Source organism: bacterium, assembly GCA_016703265.1.
GTDB lineage: Bacteria > Krumholzibacteriota > Krumholzibacteriia > LZORAL124-64-63 > LZORAL124-64-63 > CAINDZ01.
The window spans coordinates 296068-314375 of the sequence record JADJCK010000009.1 but is presented as its reverse complement, the minus strand read 5'-3'; the positions used below and the strand labels follow the sequence as shown (position 1 = coordinate 314375).

The 18308-nt window shown below is 67.8% G+C and carries 15 protein-coding genes; 7 read left to right on the top strand and 8 right to left on the bottom strand.

Going from position 1 to position 18308, the window contains the following annotated elements:
* Positions 1-61: 61 nt before the first annotated feature.
* On the bottom strand, positions 62-1534 hold the full coding sequence (locus IPG61_17195) for a DUF4070 domain-containing protein (protein ID MBK6735776.1): 1473 nt from the start codon (positions 1532-1534) through the stop codon (positions 62-64).
* A gap of 166 nt (positions 1535-1700) precedes the next feature.
* Between IPG61_17195 and IPG61_17190 the strand changes: the two genes are divergently transcribed.
* Genes IPG61_17190 through IPG61_17180 form a run of 3 tightly spaced genes read left to right on the top strand, consistent with a single transcriptional unit; the run spans position 1701 to position 6622 of the window.
* The gene (locus IPG61_17190) at positions 1701-2933 is read left to right on the top strand and encodes an FIST C-terminal domain-containing protein (GenBank protein ID MBK6735775.1); all 1233 of its coding nucleotides are present in this window, start codon (positions 1701-1703) and stop codon (positions 2931-2933) included.
* Positions 2934-2935: 2 nt separating this feature from the next.
* Positions 2936-5086, top strand: coding sequence for a PAS domain S-box protein (locus IPG61_17185; protein ID MBK6735774.1), 2151 nt, complete (start codon positions 2936-2938; stop codon positions 5084-5086).
* Between the two features lie 27 nt (positions 5087-5113).
* Positions 5114-6622, top strand: a complete 1509-nt coding sequence (locus IPG61_17180) for an MFS transporter (protein MBK6735773.1) — start codon at positions 5114-5116, stop codon at positions 6620-6622.
* Between the two features lie 48 nt (positions 6623-6670).
* On the opposite strand, the gene IPG61_17175 is transcribed toward IPG61_17180, so the two are convergent.
* The 3 genes from IPG61_17175 to IPG61_17165 form a co-directional block, all read right to left on the bottom strand.
* Positions 6671-7489 carry a nucleotidyl transferase AbiEii/AbiGii toxin family protein gene (locus IPG61_17175; protein ID MBK6735772.1) on the bottom strand — a complete coding sequence of 273 codons (819 nt, stop codon included), beginning with the start codon at positions 7487-7489 and terminating at the stop codon, positions 6671-6673.
* Entirely contained in the window at positions 7486-8277 is a 792-nt protein-coding gene (locus IPG61_17170; protein ID MBK6735771.1) for a type IV toxin-antitoxin system AbiEi family antitoxin, read from the bottom strand. The genes IPG61_17175 and IPG61_17170 overlap by 4 nt, the downstream gene beginning before the upstream one ends.
* A 468-nt stretch (positions 8278-8745) precedes the next feature.
* Positions 8746-9798: an IS110 family transposase gene (locus tag IPG61_17165; protein MBK6735770.1), complete on the bottom strand. Its 1053-nt coding sequence runs from the start codon at positions 9796-9798 to the stop codon at positions 8746-8748.
* A 144-nt stretch (positions 9799-9942) separates the two neighbouring features.
* Between IPG61_17165 and IPG61_17160 the strand changes: the two genes are divergently transcribed.
* Entirely contained in the window at positions 9943-11415 is a 1473-nt protein-coding gene (locus IPG61_17160) for a transposase (GenBank protein MBK6735769.1), read from the top strand.
* A gap of 344 nt (positions 11416-11759) precedes the next feature.
* Entirely contained in the window at positions 11760-12605 is an 846-nt protein-coding gene (locus IPG61_17155; protein ID MBK6735768.1) for a hypothetical protein, read from the top strand.
* Between the two features lie 155 nt (positions 12606-12760).
* On the opposite strand, the gene IPG61_17150 is transcribed toward IPG61_17155, so the two are convergent.
* A complete protein-coding gene (locus IPG61_17150; protein MBK6735767.1) occupies positions 12761-13066 on the bottom strand; it encodes a toxin-antitoxin system HicB family antitoxin in 306 nt (101 codons plus the stop codon).
* On the opposite strand from IPG61_17150, the gene IPG61_17145 reads away from it, so the two are divergent.
* Entirely contained in the window at positions 13041-13208 is a 168-nt protein-coding gene (locus IPG61_17145; GenBank protein ID MBK6735766.1) for a hypothetical protein, read from the top strand. The genes IPG61_17150 and IPG61_17145 overlap by 26 nt on opposite strands.
* A gap of 490 nt (positions 13209-13698) precedes the next feature.
* Complete coding sequence (locus tag IPG61_17140; protein ID MBK6735765.1) at positions 13699-14349, top strand: hypothetical protein; 651 nt, start codon at positions 13699-13701, stop codon at positions 14347-14349.
* Here the strand turns inward: IPG61_17140 and IPG61_17135 are convergent.
* The 3 genes from IPG61_17135 to IPG61_17125 are packed head-to-tail and all read right to left on the bottom strand — an operon-like array spanning position 14329 to position 18164.
* Positions 14329-14553, bottom strand: a complete 225-nt coding sequence (locus IPG61_17135) for a transposase (GenBank protein ID MBK6735764.1) — start codon at positions 14551-14553, stop codon at positions 14329-14331. The genes IPG61_17140 and IPG61_17135 overlap by 21 nt on opposite strands.
* Before the next feature lie 34 nt (positions 14554-14587).
* Positions 14588-16345 carry a 1-deoxy-D-xylulose-5-phosphate synthase gene (locus IPG61_17130; GenBank protein ID MBK6735763.1) on the bottom strand — a complete coding sequence of 586 codons (1758 nt, stop codon included), beginning with the start codon at positions 16343-16345 and terminating at the stop codon, positions 14588-14590.
* Between the two features lie 4 nt (positions 16346-16349).
* Entirely contained in the window at positions 16350-18164 is a 1815-nt protein-coding gene (locus IPG61_17125) for a hypothetical protein (GenBank protein ID MBK6735762.1), read from the bottom strand.
* Positions 18165-18308: the final 144 nt, after the last annotated feature.

Here is an 18308-nt window from a genome sequence, read left to right as displayed (position 1 = left end):
GATTCCGCAGGCCGGCGCCACGGGGAACCGGACTGCTTCGGTCCGGTCGCGGCGGGCCCGCCTAGAGCTCCGCCGCCACCCGCCGGAAATGGTGCCCCATGATGGCGAGCGTCATCGCCACGCCGAACTGGTCGGGGTGCCGGGTGAGCGTGGACAGCACGAAGCGCCAGTAGGCGCGGCGACCGCGGTGCGCGATGCCCATGACCCACGCCGACCGGAAGCCGGCGCCCACGTCGGGCCAGGACACGGGGGTACGCGGGCCACGCATGCGATGGGCATCGAGGAAGATGCGGATGCGGTCGTAGTAAGCGCCGGGCTCGTAGAGGCGGCACATCAGGCGGCGGTAGTTGTCGATCAGGAACTCGCGGTCCAGCCGCGGTTCGAAGTTGAACACGACACTCGTGTTGTCGCCGTGGCTCTCGGTGCGCAGCCGGCCCTCGCCGGCCAGGCGCTGGTAGAGGCGGCTGCGCGGCATGGCCTGCAGCAGGCCGACCATCGCCGTCACCACGCCGGCCTTCTGGATGAACTCGTACTGTCGCTGGAAGATGTCGGGTTCGTCGCTGTCGAAGCCGACGATGAAGCCGCCCATCACCTCGAGGCCGGCGGCCTGGATCGTCGCCACGCTCCCGGCCAGGTCGCCGCGCAGGTTCTGCAGCTTGCGGCATTCGCGCAGGCTCGCGGCGCTGGGCGTTTCCAGGCCCAGGAACACCTTCTTGAAGCCGGCGGTGACGATCAGGTCGAGAAGCTCGGGCTCGGCCGCCATGTTGACCGAGGCCTCGGTCAGGAAGGTCATGCGTGTGCGCGTGCGCGCACGCCAGTCGATGATCGCCAGCAGCAGTTCGCGACTGCGCCGGGGATCGCCGATGAAGTTGTCGTCGACCACGAAGACCGGGCCCTGCCAGCCCAGGACGCGCAGCGCCTCCAGTTCGGCGATGAACTGCGCCGGCGACTTCACGCGCGGCCGGCGCCCGTTGAGGGCGACCACATCGCAGAACTCGCAGTCGAACGGGCAGCCGCGGCACGACTGCACCGACATCGTCGCGTAGAGGCGCAGGTCGAGCAGGTCCCAGCGGGGCAGCGGCGTCAGCGAGAGATCGGGGAATCGCGGGGCCTGGTACAGGGGGCGCAGCGTGCCGGCGCGCAGGTCGGCGACCAGTCCGGCCGCGAGTTCCTCCGCCTCGCCCACGACCACGTGCGGGACGCCGAGCGAGGCGTCGGGCTCGGGCATGAACAGCGGGCCGCCGCCGATCAACGGCCGGCCCAGGGTACGGCAACGCCGGGCCAGTTCCGTCACCTCGCCGCGGTGGATCTCCATCGCGCTGACCATCACGAAGTCGGCCCAGGCCAGGTCGGCGTCGGGCAGGTCGGTGGTGTTGCGGTCGACGAGGCGACAGGACCAGTCGCGGGGCAGCAGGCCCGCCATCGTGAGCAGGCCCAGCGGCGGATTGGCGGCGCGCTTGCCGACAAAACGCAGCGCGTGGCGCAGGCTCCAGAAAGTCTCGGGAGTACGGGGTTCCACCAGGAGGATGTTCATGAGGTCTCCGATCCGGCCCGCGGCGGGGCGGGCCCGTGTCCCCATGATAGTCCGTCTCGCGTGCGACGGCCTGTTGCACATCATGACCGCCGCGGCCATTGACCCGCAGGCGGCCCGGCAGTCATAATCGCAGTGCACGCGCGGAGGCACGAAATGGGGGATGCGGATGACCGGTGTGGGAATTTCCTACGGAAACGATGCCGACGCCTACTCGCTCGGCCGCGACACCGCCGCTGCGGCCCTGCGCGCCGGCGGGCTGGGGCAGGCCGACCTCCTGGCCGCCTTCTGCTCGGGCCACAGTGATGCCCACCGGTTCCACGCCGGGCTGCGCTCCGTGGTCGGCGGGGCCACGCCGATCATCGGCGGCTCCAGCCTCGGCGTGATCACGAACGAAGCACTCTCCTACCAGGGCCACCCGGCGGCGGTTGCCGCCATCCGTTCCGACAAGGTGGCCTTCAGGGTCGCCGCTGCCGGCGGCCTCGACGTCGACGAGGTTGCTGCCGGGCGCACCCTGGCGAGAGGCCTGGCCCGGTCGAAGGCGGACAAGGCACTCTATGTCCTCTACGACTCGATCCGCACGCCGGCCGGCCAGCCGGGGCCGCCGGTGCTCAACGCCTCGGCTCCCCTGCTTGCCGGCATCGAGGAATTGCTCCCCGGAGACGTGCCGATCCTCGGCGCCGGGCTCCTGGGCGAGTACGGCTTCGGCTCGACCTGGCAGTTCGACGGCCGGGGCGTCGTCTCCCAGCACGTGGTGGCCTGCCTGATCAGCGGTGACTGCAGCGTCGATCACACGATCATGCACGGCTGCATCCCGCTCGACGGCGTCTACCGGCGCATCACGCGCATGCAGGGCGACGTTGTCCACGAACTGGACGGCCGTCCGCTCCCGGAGATCATCGACGAACTGTTCGGGAACCGGGACTGGCGCGGCGAACGTCCCGTGATCATGAACCTCACGCTGGGCATCAACTGCGGCGAACGGTTCGGTCCACCCCGGGAGAGCCAGTACGTCAATCGCCTGCTGACCGGCGTGACGCCGGACGGCGACGGCGTCGGCATGTTCGAGGCCGACCTGGCCGTGGGCCAGGAAGTGCAGTTCATGGTCCGCGACAACCGCATGATGCTGCAGTCCGTGCGCGAGAACGCGCCGGCACTCGTGGCGCGGGCGCGTGCCGGGGGACGACGGCCGTTCCTGGCGCTGTACATCAGCTGCGGTGGCCGCACGGCCGCGCAGTCGCGGACGGACCAGGAGGAAGCTGCCGAGGTCCAGCGGGTGACGCGCGAGGCCGGCATCCCGCTCCTGGGCATCTGGTCCGGCGTCGAGATCGCGCCGCTTCTGGGTCGCAGCCGCGGCCTGGACTGGACGGGCGTCCTGGTCGTCCTCTCGGAAGGAGGGTGACGGTGGCGGAATCGGCAGATCAGGTCCCGGGGATGGTCGAAAAGTCGACGCATGTCGAGTCCGAGCGCGACTACTATCGCGGCGTGGCCGAGTGTCTCGGCCGCAAGGCGTTGACCGACGCGCAGGACTTCACCCGCCTGATCGACGACCTTCGCGCGACCGAAGCCGAGCTGCGTCGCGGGCGTGAAGATCTGGAGCGCCAGGTCGCCGCGCGCACGGCCGACCTGACGCGCAGCAACAGCGAACTCGCCGAGATAACCTCCCGCTACGACGAGCTGGTGCGCCGCATTCCCAACGGCGTCTACACGCTGCGCATGCGAGCCGACGGCCGCCCGACCTTCGAGTACCTGAGTCCGCGGGCCTGCCTGATGCTCGGCTATGATCATGACGCGGTATTGGCCGATGCGGACCTGGGTTTCGCGGGGATCCATCCCGACGACCTCGACGATCTGTACCGCGCCAACGAGGCGGCCACGCAGGCCGGCGATCCCCTGAGCTGGGAAGGCCGTTTCGTCGTCGACGGCTCGATCCGCTGGATACGTCTCGATGCCAGCCAGACCGTCGTACCCGGCGGCGACGTACTGTGGAACGGCGTGGTCAGCGACGTGACCGACCGTCGCCTGGCCCAGGACGAGCTGCGCGATCGCGAGCATCTCTACCGCCTGCTCAATGAACTGGCGCCCAACGCCATCACCGTGTCCGACCTCGAGGGCCGTATCCGGATGGCCAACAGGGCGGCGCTGCAACTGTTCGGCGAGGATGAGGACGCCGAACTTGTCGGTCGCAGCGTCTTCGAGTGGGTGGCCCCGGAAAGCCGCGAACTGGCGCAGGCGAAGCTCCTGGAACTGTTCACCGTCTCGCGCTTCCAGGGCCTCGAATTCGGGTTCCTCCGCCGCGACGGCAGCCGGTTCGACGGCGAAGCCGACGTCTCCCTGGTCCGCGACGAGCAGGGTCGTCCACGCATGGTCATCATCGTCGCCAGCGACCTGACCCAGCGGCGCCGTCTCGAGGGCGAGCGGCTGCGCCTGCAGAAGCTCGAAGCCATCGGCACGCTGGCCGGCGGCCTGGCGCACGACTTCAACAACCTGCTGCAGGGTGTGTTCGGCTACATCTCCCTGGCGCGGATGAAGCTCGAGGATCCGGCGGCCGCGGCGGCGATGCTCGCCCAGGCCGAGAGGGCCAGCGGCCAGGCGGTCAGCCTGACCTCGCAGCTGCTCACCTTCGCCAAGGGCGGGAAGCCGCAGAAGAAACGCCTGTCGCTGCCGGCGGTGGTCGAGGGCGCCACGCACTTCGCCCTGAGCGGCACCTCGACCGTCTGCGCCCTCGATGCCCCGGCCGGCCTGTGGGACGCCGATGCCGACGAGGGCCAGATCGTGCAGGTCGTCCAGAACATCGTCATGAACGCGAGCCAGGCCATGCAGCAGGCGGGAGTCGTGCGCATCGAACTGGCCAACCTCGAGCTGCCGGGCGGGAGTGATGCGGCCCTGCCCGCCGGCGGGCGGTTCGTGGTCGTGCGCATCGCCGATGCGGGCGTCGGCATCGCGCCTTCGTACCTGCCGCGCATCTTCGACCCCTACTTCACCACGAAGCAGAGCGGCAGCGGCCTGGGCCTGGCCACCACGTGGTCCATCGTCAAGCGCCACGGCGGTTCCATCCGGGTTGCCTCGGAGCCTGGTCGGGGAACCACGTTCGAGGTCCTCCTGCCGGCCGCCGCTGCCGAAGCTGGCCCGATGACGTCTGAACCGTCGGCGGGCAAGGCGGCGCCGGGCCAGCGCCGCCTCCGCGTGCTGGTGATGGACGACGAGGAACTCATCCGCTCGGTGGCCGGGGCCATGATCGGCTCGCTCGGCCACACCGTGGACGAGGCCGTCGACGGCCGTGAAGCGGTGGACCTGGTCGAAAGGGCGATCGCCGCCGGTCAGCCCTATGATATAGTGGTTCTCGACCTGACCGTGCGCGGCGGCATGGGCGGCGACGAGGCCATCGGCCTCATCCGCGCCCTGGCCCCGGGCATCCGGGCTGTCGTCTCGAGCGGTTACTCGGACAGCGCCGTCGTGGCGGAGTTCCGGGCGCACGGCTTCGACGCCTTCCTGAACAAGCCCTACACGCTCGAGGCGCTCCGCGAGGTCCTCGTCGTGCCACCAGCCCACTGACCGCCGCCGCTGCGGAGGATCCCGGACATGACCGACACCCCGCTGACCGACGCGCTCGCCGGCCGCGGCCGCCTGTTGGGATTCTCCCACGGCTACTGGCTGCTCAACGTGATCGAGATGTTCGAACGGCTGGCCTACTACCTGGTCCGTTCGGTGGTGGCCATCTACATCATGCAGGCCGACGACCCGCACGGCCTGCATTTCACGGCCGCCGACAAGGGCACCATCTACGCGCTGTGGTTCGCCTTCCAGTCGATATTGCCCACCTTCACGGGCGGTTTCGCCGACCGCTACGGGTACAAGCGGAGCCTGTTCTTCGCGATCACCCTCAATGTGCTGGGCTACTGCCTGATGGCCACGCAGACCAGCTTCCTGGGCTTCACCTTCGGCGTGGTGGTGCTGGCCACGGGTACCGCGTTCTTCAAGCCGTCGCTGCAGGGAAGCCTGGCGCAGAACCTGGACCGCACGAACTCGTCGCTGGGTTGGGGCATCTTCTACTGGGTGGTCAACGTGGGCGCGGCGATCGGGCCGATGCTCGCCAACTTCATCCGCCACGACTACTCGTGGCAGGCGCTGTTCTTCACCGCGGCCGCGGTGATGTCCCTGAACTACCTGATGCTGTTCACGTTCAAGGATTTCGCCAGCGGCTCCGACAAGACGGCGAGCCCGCTGCAGGTGCTCACGCGCACGCTCCGCACCCTCGGCGACTGGCGCCTGGCCACGTGGCTGGCCATCATGAGCTGCTTCTGGCTGATGATGTACACCCTCTGGGACCTGCACCCGAACTTCCTGACCGACTGGAACGACTCGGGTGGAACGGCCGCCTTCTTCCGGAGTTCACCGCTGTTTCCGGACAAGTGGGCCATCGAGACCGATCGCGGCCTGCAGGTGCCGCAGGAGATCCTGCTGAACCTGAACGCTCTGTTGATCGTGCTGCTGATGATCCCGGTGTCGTGGCTCGTGCGCAAGATGCGCACGCTCGAGTCGATGGTCATCGGCATGGGCATGGCCACCATCGGCGTGCTGGTGGCCGGGTTGACCAACCTGGGCTCGGTGTTCCTGCTCGGCGTCATGGGCTTCTCGTTCGGCGAGATGCTCACCGGCCCGAAGAAGAACGAGTACCTGGCGCTGATCGCCCCCGTGGACAAGAAGGGCCTGTACCTGGGCTTCGTGAACATTCCCGTCGGCGTGGGCGGGCTGGTGGGCTCCAAGCTGCAGGGCTACTTCTACGGCAACTTCGGCGAGAAGGCGGTGCTCGCGCAGAAATACCTGGCCGAGCACGCGCCGGGCGGCGGCAGCTGGGACGGCAAATTGGGCAGCCTCGATGCCGCGGCCGGAGTCGCGCGCACCGAGGCCTTCGTGAAGCTGCAGCAGGTGACGGGGCTGGACGCCGCGGCGGCCACGTCGCTGCTCTGGGAGACCTACGACCCGCACCTGAAGGTGTGGCTGCCGTTCGCGGGCATCGGCGTGGTGGCGATCATTGCGCTGGTCTTCTTCGCGCGCGCGGCCCGCAAGTGGGCGGACATGGATGCGTAGGAGAAGGACAGGGGCGGGAAGCGCAGGTAGGATGCACCGGTGCATCCATCATCGATCCAGCCCCTTCCACGGCTCCCCTGGCAATCGCGCGAGCAATTCGCGTTGAACCAGTTGCACTGCGACCGCCGGATCGTAGGCGACGTCGGCCGAGACGAGGGGCCGGATGTCTTCCCGGAATGTGGCGGTTCTGATCTTTGCAGTCAGGTTCGCCTCGAACTCGGCGCGCGATACCGTCAGGCCGTCGTGAGCCATGTAGCGCTGGAAACACTCGACGATACGGGCGCTCGTGGCGCCTCCTGCCCGCAGGGCCACCCAGAGGTCGAACAGGTCGCGTCCCTTCCTGCGCTGGTAGAGTGCGCGCATCTTCGTCCCCAACAGTTCGTCGAGGTGGTACACCGGGAGAGCGGCAGTTCCGCTGAACCACGGATTTTCCACCACGAACGGGTACTGCTCAATGGGCAGAACGGCGAAGTGCTCCCGGGTGTTGATCTCGACCTTCAGCCGCATGGTCGCGACCGGCGGAAACGTCGTCTCGTAGCGGTAGATAAGGGTGAAGCGCCCCTGGGCCTGCTTCCACTGCGGGATTCCCAGCCACGGGTCCAGGGCACCGCGAATCGCGCCGATCAGCTCGCCGATGGGGCCCGCGTCACGCTGGACAAGGTCGATATCCTCCGAGTAGCGCCTTCCCGCGCCGAGGAAGAGCTTATGCAAGGCCGTGCCCCCGCGGAAGACGGCCTGAGCGGCCACGGCCTCCGCCGAGAACATGGCGACCAGCGCGCGCGAAAGCACCAGGTCCTGTTCGACCTGCTCGTTGGCGGGCCACGGTGCGTGGGTACGCCATGCAGTGATGTTGGCGCGTGGGATCAAAGGTCGATCTCCAGTTCGGCATTGGGTCGGACGTGCCATCGTTCATCGGTCCCGGCGCGCGCCGGCTGCCCGGGGAGCAGCGGGATCGCGCGGGGGTTCCAGGCCTTGAGCCATTCCGCCATCGGAGCGGCGACGTCGGCTTCACCGACCGCGTCGAGCAGGTAGCCCAGGCGCTGGACGTCCGGAAGCTTCACCAGATGCGCGATGCCGACCAGCGCCCGCGCGTCGATGCGCTCCGCCAACTCCGCAAGAACTGTGGCAATGTTGTCCAGATGCCCTGCCGCAGCCTGGTACCGGACCAGGTCGAACGCCGTGGTCTCGGGAGTGGCGACACGCATCGTGCCCGTTTCGGTCTGGATCTCGGTCGTCGGCATCCGCTCGACCTTGCTGTTCATCGAGAATCGGATGGTGACCTTGCCGGCGCGCATCTCGCGCGTGGGCTGGTTCGTCACGACCTGGAAGGCCATGGGTTGCTGATGGGAGGCGCCGTGGATCGCCGCGGCGCTGAGCAGCCCCACGTAGTAGGGCTGCTCGAGGTGGCGCATGAGATCGTCGATGAACCAGCTCGCCGGCGGCGACCCCGTCGCCCGATATTCCGGAGGCACGACGACGTAGAACCCGCGACGGGGGGACACGATCTTCCGTTGCTCCTTGAGCCTGCGCAGGGCCGTCTGAACCGCAACGAATGAACGGCCGGTCTCGGATTCGGCCAGGGAAGCGGTAAAGGTGTAGCTGCCAAGACCTTGAAGCTGATCCACCCAGCCCGACATGGCGGGTTTTCTGGCCATTTCGGCTCCTTCATGCATCTGTTTTGTTGCATTTGTCTTGTAAAAACTAGCATTTATAGCAAATTTATGCAAGTAAAAAGACAAGAGTAGAGACTGACCGCCTTCGGCTCGTGCCGTGCATACCCCTCAAGCATTAGACAGTGTCCGCTGCAACGTAACGCTTGCGCCGGCGCTATTCGCGCATGGCGAGTCTCACGTATTCGCAACACTTGCGCCCTTCTAGGAAGAGTCAAGCATATCCCGCGGCCCGCCTCCTGAGCTTGGTCGGTTCCTGGCTTCTTGTTTCTCGGCCGGCGGCTGTTCGGGTTTGTCCATTCGCTTCTTCGAGCTCGCCCACTGGCGGCCCAGGAGGGTTATCGGGGGGTGCCAACAGTCGGGCGCAGGTGCTCCGGGCACAGCGCAAGTCGGTTGTACACCCCTCTGGACCCGATCATTCGCCAGCCTCTTCCGGTCGTCGATTCGTTCTACTCAGCTACCAAGGCACAGCTTCAGATTGAACACTTCGCCGCGCGTGAGCATCACCCAGACCCCGATCAACAGCTTCCGGGCTAACGCCATCCGCACCTTGTTCACGTGAAGGCGTTTGCACTTCTGGCGGGCCCAGACCGCCACGGTTGCGCTCGCGCCCATCAACCGCACCGCCCATTGCCCGAGGATGAACCGCAGGCCGCGGTTACCTCGCTTGGTCAGTCGCCCGTGGTGGGACGTGTCCGCCGATTGGTAGACCCGGGGTACCATGCCGCCGCTGCTGGCTACCGCCTTCGCGTCTCGGAACCGACCGGCATCGCCCAGCTCGCTGAGCAACGTCAGCACTGAGACCGCGCCCATGCTCGGCAACTGGACCATCGCCGCGTGCATGCGTGGATCCGCAGCCACGCGCTCTTCGATTCCCGCCTTCAATGCTTCTACGCCGGCGGCCATCGCCGCCATCGCGTTCGTCAGTTCGTGCAGGCTACGCGTCAGTTGGTCGTTCACCAGGCGCATGGCCAGCAGGCCCTTGATCCCGCTCTTGCTGTGCAACGTCTTGGCAGGCGGGCTCACGTTGTATGCACGCAGCAGAGCCTTGATCTGGTTGCTCAGGTGCTGACGTTGAACCATCAGATCCTGCCGTGTGCGTGCCAGCTTGCGATCTCCGTAGACCTCGTCGTCGGGATACCACGTCTTCGCGTCGCGATCGATGTCGCCCAACCACAGCCGACGGGCGATCTCGCGCGCGTCCCGCTTGTCCGTCTTCTTGCCCAGCACTTTCAGGTTCAGCTTGATCGGGTCGGCCACCACCACCGGGAAGCCCCGCTCGACCAGCCCGTTGACGAACCAACGGTTCATACCCACCGCCTCGACGGCCACTCGGCAGCCAGGCTGCCACGGCCCGAACTCGTCGAACACCGCCGCCCCCGCCGCGTCTGGAGCAATCGTAACTCGTTGCTCATGAACGATATTGCCCTTCCCGTCGACCACGCAGTACTGCAGAACCGTCTTGTGCAGATCGACCCCGATGAAATGCTGTGCTACGATCTTCATGAGTCGGCCTCCTCGTAATCCGTTGCCGAGTGCTTTCGCGAGTCCTCAGGCTACGAGATTCGGGCCGACTCTTTCTATACCGTCCGGCGCAACTGTCTGCCGGCCTCACCGCCTCCCGCCGCCGCAAGGCATCCGGGAGCGCGCGTGCCCGCTGCAGCCTGTCACCAGCCGGCGACAACTCCCGCTGCGCGCGCCTACCGCCGGCGACGGCCGGCGGCCACGCTACTGCATGAGCTGGTGCGCACGCATCTCGAGACCTGGCTGGCCACCGCCGCCGAGCGTGACGAATACGGCCGCGGCGTCGCCCTACATGTCGAGTCCGAGCTGCGCGGGTACCTGAAGTGCGGCATCCTGGCCCACGGTTTCGCCCGCGTGTACTGCGGCAACTGCCGCCACGACTTTCTGGTGGCCTTCTCGTGCAAGGGCCGCGACCTGTGCCCGTCGTGTGCCACGCGCCGCATGGTCGATGTCTCGGCCCACATGGTCGACCAGGTCTTACCACGCGTACAACACCGACAATGGGTGCTGTCGGTGCCCAAGCGCGTCAGGTGGCACCTCAGGCACAAGCCTGAGGTGATCAGCGGCCTCCTGACAGTCTTCCTGCGTGCGGTCGAGACCACACTCAGGCAGTGCAGTCCGGGAGCGCCAGCGGACGCCCGTTTCGGTGCCGTCGCGTTCGTGCACCGGTTCGGCAGCTACCTCAACAGCCACGTGCACTTCCACGTGCTGGTGACTGACGGCGTCTTCAGCGCCGGCCCCGATGGCGAGGCGATCTTCCACCCGGCTCTGGATCTGGAACGAAAAGACTTCGAAGCGGTGCAAACAAAGATGCGCCACCGCGGCCTGCGCTGGCTGCACCGCCATGGCCACCTCGATGACGACGCTCTCCATGTTCTCGACAGCAGCGATCACGCCGGCGGCTGGTCGGTCGACGCCTCGGTGACGATCCCGGGCTGGGACCGCCACGGCCTCGAGCGCCTGGCGCGCTACTGCGCGCGACCGCCGCTGAGCCAGGAGCGGCTCGGCCGTCTGAACGAACAGACCCTGGTCTACAGCCTGCGCCGCCCGACCGCCGACGGCCGCACCGAACTGCAGCTGACCCCCATCGAGCTGCTGGATCGTCTGGCCCAATTGGTGACCCCGCCCCGGCTGCACAAGCACCGCTACTGCGGCGTGCTGGCACCAAACGCAGCGTTACGCGCGGCGGTGACCGCGTCGGCCGGTCCGGCGGGAGCGACGCTGCAGTTGCTGGAGCAGGCGCGCGCGAGCATGGGGTTGCCATCGGTCTCGCCGCCTGCGTCCGACCCACCGTCACCGCTGTCGAACCTCCGCCGCGCCGCGGCCCGCTGCTGGGCGCTGCTGCTGGTGCGGATCTACGAATGCCTCCCGCTCAGGTGCCCGGAGTGCGGCGAGGCGATGCGCATCATAGCCTTCTTGCTGGACCGTCCGGTGATCGAGCGCATCCTCGAGCACATCGGCGAACCCACGCAGCCGCCGGCGGTGCTGCCGGCGCGGTCGCCGCCGCAGCTGGAGTTCGGGTTCGATCAGACGATCGCCACCGACGACTGGCCGGAGATGGACCAGACGGCCGGGCGGGGAGCGGGCGGCTGGGAGTGATCCCCTATCAGGCGAACCAGCGCGGGCCGCAGCCTCGGCAGTGCGGCGAATGGGGACGTGCGCCCGCGAGCACGCCGGATCGGCGCCGCGCGGGGTGGAAACGGTGTCCAGGTGGGGGCTTGGGGCCGGTCGATTGACTTTCTGGGGTTCGGTGGGGGGTACTCAAGCGGTGTCAGAGAGCGATCGCGAGGGCTTGGCGAGGGGGAATGATGGATTGTTTTGACTATTCTCACGCAGGCTTCAACCAACTGGCCTTTGAATCCATGGGCCAGAAATGTTAAGCTCCCCCTCCGCAGCCACCGCGACATCGTCCTCGTTGAACCCTGCCCCCGGAGGGAGTCCTCATGCCCCGCGCCACCCACCTGCTGCTGCCCGGCCTCGTGCTCATGGCCGTCGCGTTCACCGCCTGCACCGACAAGAGCACCGACCCCGGCGTGACCCCGTTCGCCCTGAACCTGTTGATCCGCGATCCCGCGAACAACCCGGTCCCCGGCATCGAGGCGAAGCTGCATGTGCCCATCCCCGGATTCCCGGTGGCGGCGGCCAAGTCGGTCACCGACGTCGAGTTCATCATCCCGGAAGAGGCGCACGTGGTCCTGGATATCTACGATCTCGAAGGTCGCCTCGCACGCTCAGTGCTGGACAACGACCTGCCGGCGGGTGCGCACGGCATCATTGTCGCCGGCAACCTGGACGAGGACTTCCTGATGGGCTCGCGCATCTACCGCTACGAGATGGTGGCCTCGGTGGGCGGCACCGAGACGTTCCGCGACAGCAAGTACACGTCCGTCTACACGTCGCCGGACATCGAGCAGCAGCCGGTGCTGGGCGTCAGCGACGCGAACGGACGCATCAAGTTCACCGACAAGACGCACTTCCCCTTCCTGTACGACCTGGGGCCGCAGCCGATGACGGACGAGAACGGGGACGATGCCGGCACGTTCGAGTTCGGGGATGTCGTGATCATCCGGCTCTATGACGCGGGTTCCGGCCTCTACGTGAACCATGAGGTGACCATCGATGGCGTGCACAGCGTGAAGACTCTTGTCTGGGATGTCGCGAAGGCGGTCGCGGATGTCGAGGCCGTGGCCGCGGCGCCGGGTGTGCGGGCCAGGACGGAGGCGGCGGCGATGATCCCGCCGCCGCTCGAGTACCAGTTGCGGCAGAACAGGCCCAATCCTTTCAACTGACGGGGCGATTCAGAGCTTCTGAATTAGCCGCTATTAGCCGATTGGCTAAATTTGGCATGCCAAGTAACAGTTGGCGGCCATGTGATTTCAATGGCACGGCTGTCCAATGGACAGGCCGAATTGTGGGCGCCATCTCACTTGCGCCGGCGCAAGCCTCAACTTCCCCAATCCAGATCCTGGGTCTGCCCCGCCATCTCATCCGGCGCCGCTGACGGCCCGGTCAAATGGTCAGCCGCATGCCACCGCGCCGATCCCTCCGACAGCAGCGTGCAGACCAGGGTGTTGAGGGAGACGCCCTCGCGCTCGGCCTGCACGGCAAGCCGCGCGTGGAGCGTGCGCGGCAGACGCACGCGGAACTGCCCGCTGTGCGCCATGTGGCCCGATGGCGGCGGCGGCGTTGCGCTGCGCATCATAGCCTTCTTGCTGGACCGTCCGGTGATCGAGCGCATTCTCGCCCACATCGGCGAACCCACGCAGCCGCCGGCGGTGCTGCCAGCGCGTTCGCCGCCGCAGCTCGCGTTCGGGTTCGACCAGACGATCGCGACTGCGGAATGGCCGGAGATGGACCAGACGGCGGGGCAACAGGCGAACGGCTGGGAGTGATCCCCTGACAGGCGAACGAATGGGGGCCGTGGCATCGGCAGTACGGCGTTTGGGGGCGTGCGCCCGCGGACGGGCAAGACACGCGGAGAATCGGCCGCTAGGCGCGGTTCGGGGCGGGTCGATTGACTTCCGGGGATACTCAACGGGTGTCAAGGGGCGGTCGCGAGGGTTTGGCGGGGGCGAATGGTGGTTTGTTTCGACTATCCTCTTCCTGCTCAACCTGGCTCAGTGCGCGAAGCGGCGCATTGATCGCGGCGTTTGATGACGGGCTTGATGATTGGACAATTCGTGCGCATTTGGTCGCGTGATGGTCACAGCGAGGGCCTTGGCCATTAGAAGTCTCGAGGAAGCCAAATTCTATTGCACCCGCTTTGGGTTCGAGTTGGCCTTAATTGTTGCAGGTGGCCGGTCAAGTCGATCGAGAGATCCTCGTGCGAGTACAGCCAGCGGTCGTCCGATGCGCGGCCGCAGATTGTCAGGGGCTGAAACGATGAATGAGCGTTCAGGGTTTCATGTGAGGTTGATCCGCGGCAAGAAATTCGTGGATGAGGTCTTCGACAATCTCATAAGACCACGGGTAGTGGTGCCGTTCAACTTTCAACAAAGAATGGCACTCGCCCGCGTCGCGCGAATCAGTCTGGAATCGTCGGCCCGTCACCGCTTGCTGCATCGATGTGCGAAAGGGAGGCAATCGTCAATGTCCCGCATGCATGTCGCTCAAATGATGGCAATTGCCGCCGCCGCACTCTGTCTGTCTCTCCCAGGCAACGCTACCGAAGCGAAGAAACTAATCGCTTTCGCGCCGGAGCTCTCTCTCAGAGAGGACCTTGTCTTCGGCGGCACGGAAGCAGGTGAGGCGATCGGCGAGATTGCCGACATCGCATTGGACTCGAGCGAGAACCTCTACATTCTGGACAGCGGATTCAAGAAGATTCACAAGTTCTCCGCGAGTGGTGAGCGAATGCTGGCGTTTGGCGCCGAAGGCGAGGGGCCCGGCGACCTGCAGGGCCCCATCGCGCTGGCCATAGGTCCCGATGACGTGGTCTATACCGCTGGCATGGGTGCATTCGTTAGCGCATTCGATTCGAGCGGCATGGAATTCCCCTGGTTTCATAGACACCTAACAAGCCACACCTCTTGAGGCGCTCTCGAACGCCTCGGGGCTGACGTTGCCAAGGCGGCTGTGGCGACCGCTGACATTGTAGAATATTGCGATGTCGCTGAACAGCTCCGCTCGTGCCTCTTCAAGAGGCCGGTAAGTCCGCCGACGAACCCACTCCTTCTGCAATGAACTGAAGGACGATTCGGCGACTGCGTTGTCCCGGCAGTTGCCGCGACGACTCATGCTTGGAACAGGCTTGTTGTGAGCGCCCCGGCGCCTAACCCAGGTATGCCTGCACCCGCCCCCACACACTCTCCACATCAATCCCCGCCACCACACTCACCTCCGCCTTCGACCCCGGCGGCATGAACGCATCGGGCGAGGCCGACCGCAGCAGCCGGGCCGGCAGCCCGTGGTCGATCATCAGCGCCGCCACGGCCGAGCCGAGGCCGCCGGTGATGATGTTCTCCTCGAACGTGACCACCAGCGAGGCCGCCTTCAGGCAGGGCAGCAACGCTTCCACGGGCAGCGGCTTGATCCAGCGCGGGTTCACCACGCACACGGCGCGGCCCGCGGCGACCAGGCGGTCGCGAATGGCCAGGCACGTCTCGAGCCGGTTGCCGGTCGAGACCAGGCAGATGGGCGCGGGATCGCCGAGCTGGTCGGGCCGCGTGATGTCGCGGCAGGCGCCCACCGGTTCCAGCTCGCCCTCGCGCACCTGCTCGTACGGATAGAGGATCACCATCGGCGACTTCGGCGCCGCCAGGCGCCAGCGCACCACCGCATCGACATCGAAGGCCGTGCCGGCGTGGAACACCTGCAGCCCGGGGATGGCCTGCAGCCACGACAGGTCGTAGATGCCGTGGTGGGTGCCGCTGTCATAGCCTGCGAAGCCGGACCGCACCGCCAGGATGGTCACCGGCAGGTCGGGATAGGCCAGGTCATGGATGATCTGGTCCATGGCGCGCTGCATGAACGTCGACTGGAAGCAGACCACGGGCTTGAAGCCGCGCATGGCCAGGCCGGCGGCCATGCTCACCGCGTGCTGCTCGGCCATGCCCACGTCGATCACGCGGTCGGGGAACGCCGCGGCCACGGGATCGAGCTCGGAGGCGTAGGGCGTGGCCGGCGAGAGGGCGATGATGGTCGGGTCGTCGGCCATCATCGACTGCAGTGCGCGCGAAGCCACCACCGCGTAGGTGCGCCCGGCGATAGTCGGCGAGGCGCCGCTGCCGGTGACCGGGTCGAACGGCATGGAGAAGTGCATGCGGTACTTGTGACCGTCGGCGCAGGCCAGGCCGCGGCCCTTGATCGTCTTGGCGTGCACGATGGCCGGCCCGTCGGCCAGGCCGTCGCGCGCCTCGTGCATCGCGGCGATCAGCGAAGGCAGGTCGTGCCCGTCGGCGACAGGCAGGTAGCGGTAGCCCAGGCCGCCGAAGAAGCCGCGCGCCTTGGTGGCCCAGTCGTCGCCCGCGAACAGGTTGCGGATGCCCCCGACGTTCGGCGCGATGGCCATGCCGTTGTCGTTGACGACGATGACCAGCGGCAGCGAACTCTCGACCGCGTAGTTGAGGCCCTCGAAGCTCGCGCCTTCCACCAGCGCGCCGTCGCCGACCACCGCCACCACGCAGCGCCCCGAGCCGTCGGCCCGGCGCGCCATCGCCAGGCCGGCCGCCGTGGAGATGGCCGTGCCGGCGTGGCTGGCGCCCAGCACGTCGTGCACGCTTTCCTTCGGCTCGATGAACCGCGACATGCCGCCCCACGTGTTGAGCGTGTCGAAGGCGGCCATGCGCCCGGTCAGCAGCTTGTGCGTGTAGCCCTGGTGGCCGGTGTCGAAGACGAAGGCGTCGGCCGGCGAGTCGAACACGTGGTGCATGGCCACGGTCAGCTCGATGGTGCCCAGGTTGGCGCCGATGTGCCCGCCGGTCACGCTGATCTTCCCGATGAGGAAGGCGCGGATCTCTTCGCACAGTGCCGCCAGGCGCGTCGGGTCCAGGTCGCGCAGGGCGCGGGGGTCGGTGATCCGGTCGAGCATCGTATCAGGCTCCCGGGTTGCGGGGTCGGGTTTCCTCGGGTCGGCTCAGCGTAAAGACCAGGCGCACGCCGCGCTCGCCGTGTTCGTGCGGGTAGCCCACGGCCTGCAGCGAGCGGCGGACCGCGAGCAGCGCCTCGGGATCCAGGCCCAGGTTCTCCAGCAGCAGCGACTGGCACCACGAGGCGCCGTTCTGCACCGCCTGCACGCGCAGCGACAGGCCGCTGGCGCGGCAAAGCGTGGCCAGTCCCTGCGGATCGGGCCGGCAGTCGGGCAGCGCATCGTCCAGGTCGCCGGTGGCGAGCAGCTGGGCGGCAGCCCCGAACAGTTCGTCGCCGGCGGCAGCGGCCACGCTGAAGACCAGGCGCCGCCTGGCCAGCGCGATCATCGCCGTCAGTTCGGCCGACGGGTCGTCGGGCAGGCCGCCGGCCCACAGGTCGGGCGCCACCACCACGTCGAACCAGCCCAGCGGCGCCGGCACCGGCGGCGCTCCGGCGAGCGGCTCGCCATGCCGCCAGTGAAACGCCAGCGGCAGGTGGGCCGCAAGGTCCGAGCCTTCGGGTGCCAGCTCGAGCACGAACGGCTGCTCGACGCCGGCGGCCATCACTTCCTCCGCCAGGGCCTGCTGGTGCACGTAGTGCGCGTAGCTGACCTGCGGCCGCAGCAGCCGCGGCCGTTCGCCGGGCCCGTCGAAGGTCAGATCCGGCAGGTCCACGTCCGGCGGCCCCGAGGCCAGCAGCTCCTCGGCCAGGTCGGCCACGCGCACGGCGGCGCGGCCGTCGAGCGGACCGGCGTAGGCGGCGAGGATCTCCTCGTCGGCGGGCGGGCGCGAGGCTGCGCGTGCGGCCAGTTCGTCCAGGCGCGGCGTGAACCGCGCGGTGAAGTCGAGCGCGCGACCCGGCAGCCAGGTGCCGCCCATCGCCTCGATGTGGGCTGCGGTGCGGCCGGTGCGCTGCTGCAGCGAGAGGAAGACGGCGGCGCGGTCGAGGATGCGCGCCTCCAGCCAGACGCTGCTCGAGAAGCTGATGACCAGTTCACTGTCGAGGATCAGCTCGCGGTTGGCCGTGTCCGTCGACAACACCTGCACGCGGCCGGCCAGGGCGGGGGGGATGGCGCGGGTGTACAGCTCCGCCGTGCCGTGGGCGGGTTCGGCCGGGTGCGGCTTGATGCGCAGCGGCGTATCCGGCCAGCGCGCGCACAGCAATGCGTACAGCGAGGCCAGTTCCGCGCACCAGGCGTCCGCGTCGCAGCGCTGCGCACTGCGCGCACCGACCCAGGTGTGACCCTGGCCGAAGATGGTCACGCCGCGGCCGCGACTGCCGCGCGCCTGGTCACGCATGCCCGTCAACCCGTCCATGGCGGGCGCACCGGTCACCACCAGCCGGCGCGGGTCCAGTCCCAGCAGGCCGTAGCGTCGCGCGTCCTCCTGCCCGACCACGGCCATCACGTCGGCGCCGAAGGCCAGGTGCGGGGGAAAGCCGTCGTTGTGACCGAGCGAGAAGGGCGCGTGTTCGAGCGCCAGCGAAGGCACGCCGTGCTGGCGGCAGAGCAGTTCGCAGCGCACACCCAGCGCGTGCTGGGGAATCATGTCCGCCGCCGTCAGGAACAGCCGGGGGCCCGTGGCGCCCAGGAAGGCGGGCAGCGCGGCCGGGTCGACCTGCACCGTGAGGCCGGCGGCGCGCAGGTTGTCGGCGCGCCCGTGCTCGACCACGAGCGCCTCCACCCGATGGCCGCGGCGCGCCAGCTCCTGCAGCACCGGCAGCAGCGGTACGTCGAGGTTGGGGTGGTCGACCAGGGCCAGGACATGTCCGGGCATCGTCATGGAGGCGGACTTTCGCAATGGCCCCACGGCCGTTTTTGATTGGTGCGCCGACGGCTCCGCGAGTAGGCTAGCGGCTCCGGCGCGGAACGGGAACCGTGAAGTTCCGCGCACCGCTTTTCCGCGAACCCCACGGTGGCGCCCGGC

Bases quoted from the DNA above. Each gene is read 5' to 3' on its own strand.
- IPG61_17195 (MBK6735776.1), bottom strand. From the start codon at position 1,534: ATGAACATCCTCCTGGTGGAACCCCGTACTCCCGAGACTTTCTGGAGC.
- IPG61_17190 (MBK6735775.1), top strand. From the start codon at position 1,701: ATGACCGGTGTGGGAATTTCCTACGGAAACGATGCCGACGCCTACTCG.
- IPG61_17180 (MBK6735773.1), top strand. From the start codon at position 5,114: ATGACCGACACCCCGCTGACCGACGCGCTCGCCGGCCGCGGCCGCCTG.
- IPG61_17170 (MBK6735771.1), bottom strand. From the start codon at position 8,277: ATGGCCAGAAAACCCGCCATGTCGGGCTGGGTGGATCAGCTTCAAGGT.
- IPG61_17165 (MBK6735770.1), bottom strand. From the start codon at position 9,798: ATGAAGATCGTAGCACAGCATTTCATCGGGGTCGATCTGCACAAGACG.
- IPG61_17155 (MBK6735768.1), top strand. From the start codon at position 11,760: ATGCCCCGCGCCACCCACCTGCTGCTGCCCGGCCTCGTGCTCATGGCC.
- IPG61_17150 (MBK6735767.1), bottom strand. From the start codon at position 13,066: ATGTGGGCGAGAATGCGCTCGATCACCGGACGGTCCAGCAAGAAGGCT.
- IPG61_17140 (MBK6735765.1), top strand. From the start codon at position 13,699: ATGAATGAGCGTTCAGGGTTTCATGTGAGGTTGATCCGCGGCAAGAAA.
- IPG61_17135 (MBK6735764.1), bottom strand. From the start codon at position 14,553: ATGAGTCGTCGCGGCAACTGCCGGGACAACGCAGTCGCCGAATCGTCC.
- IPG61_17130 (MBK6735763.1), bottom strand. From the start codon at position 16,345: ATGCTCGACCGGATCACCGACCCCCGCGCCCTGCGCGACCTGGACCCG.
- IPG61_17125 (MBK6735762.1), bottom strand. From the start codon at position 18,164: ATGACGATGCCCGGACATGTCCTGGCCCTGGTCGACCACCCCAACCTC.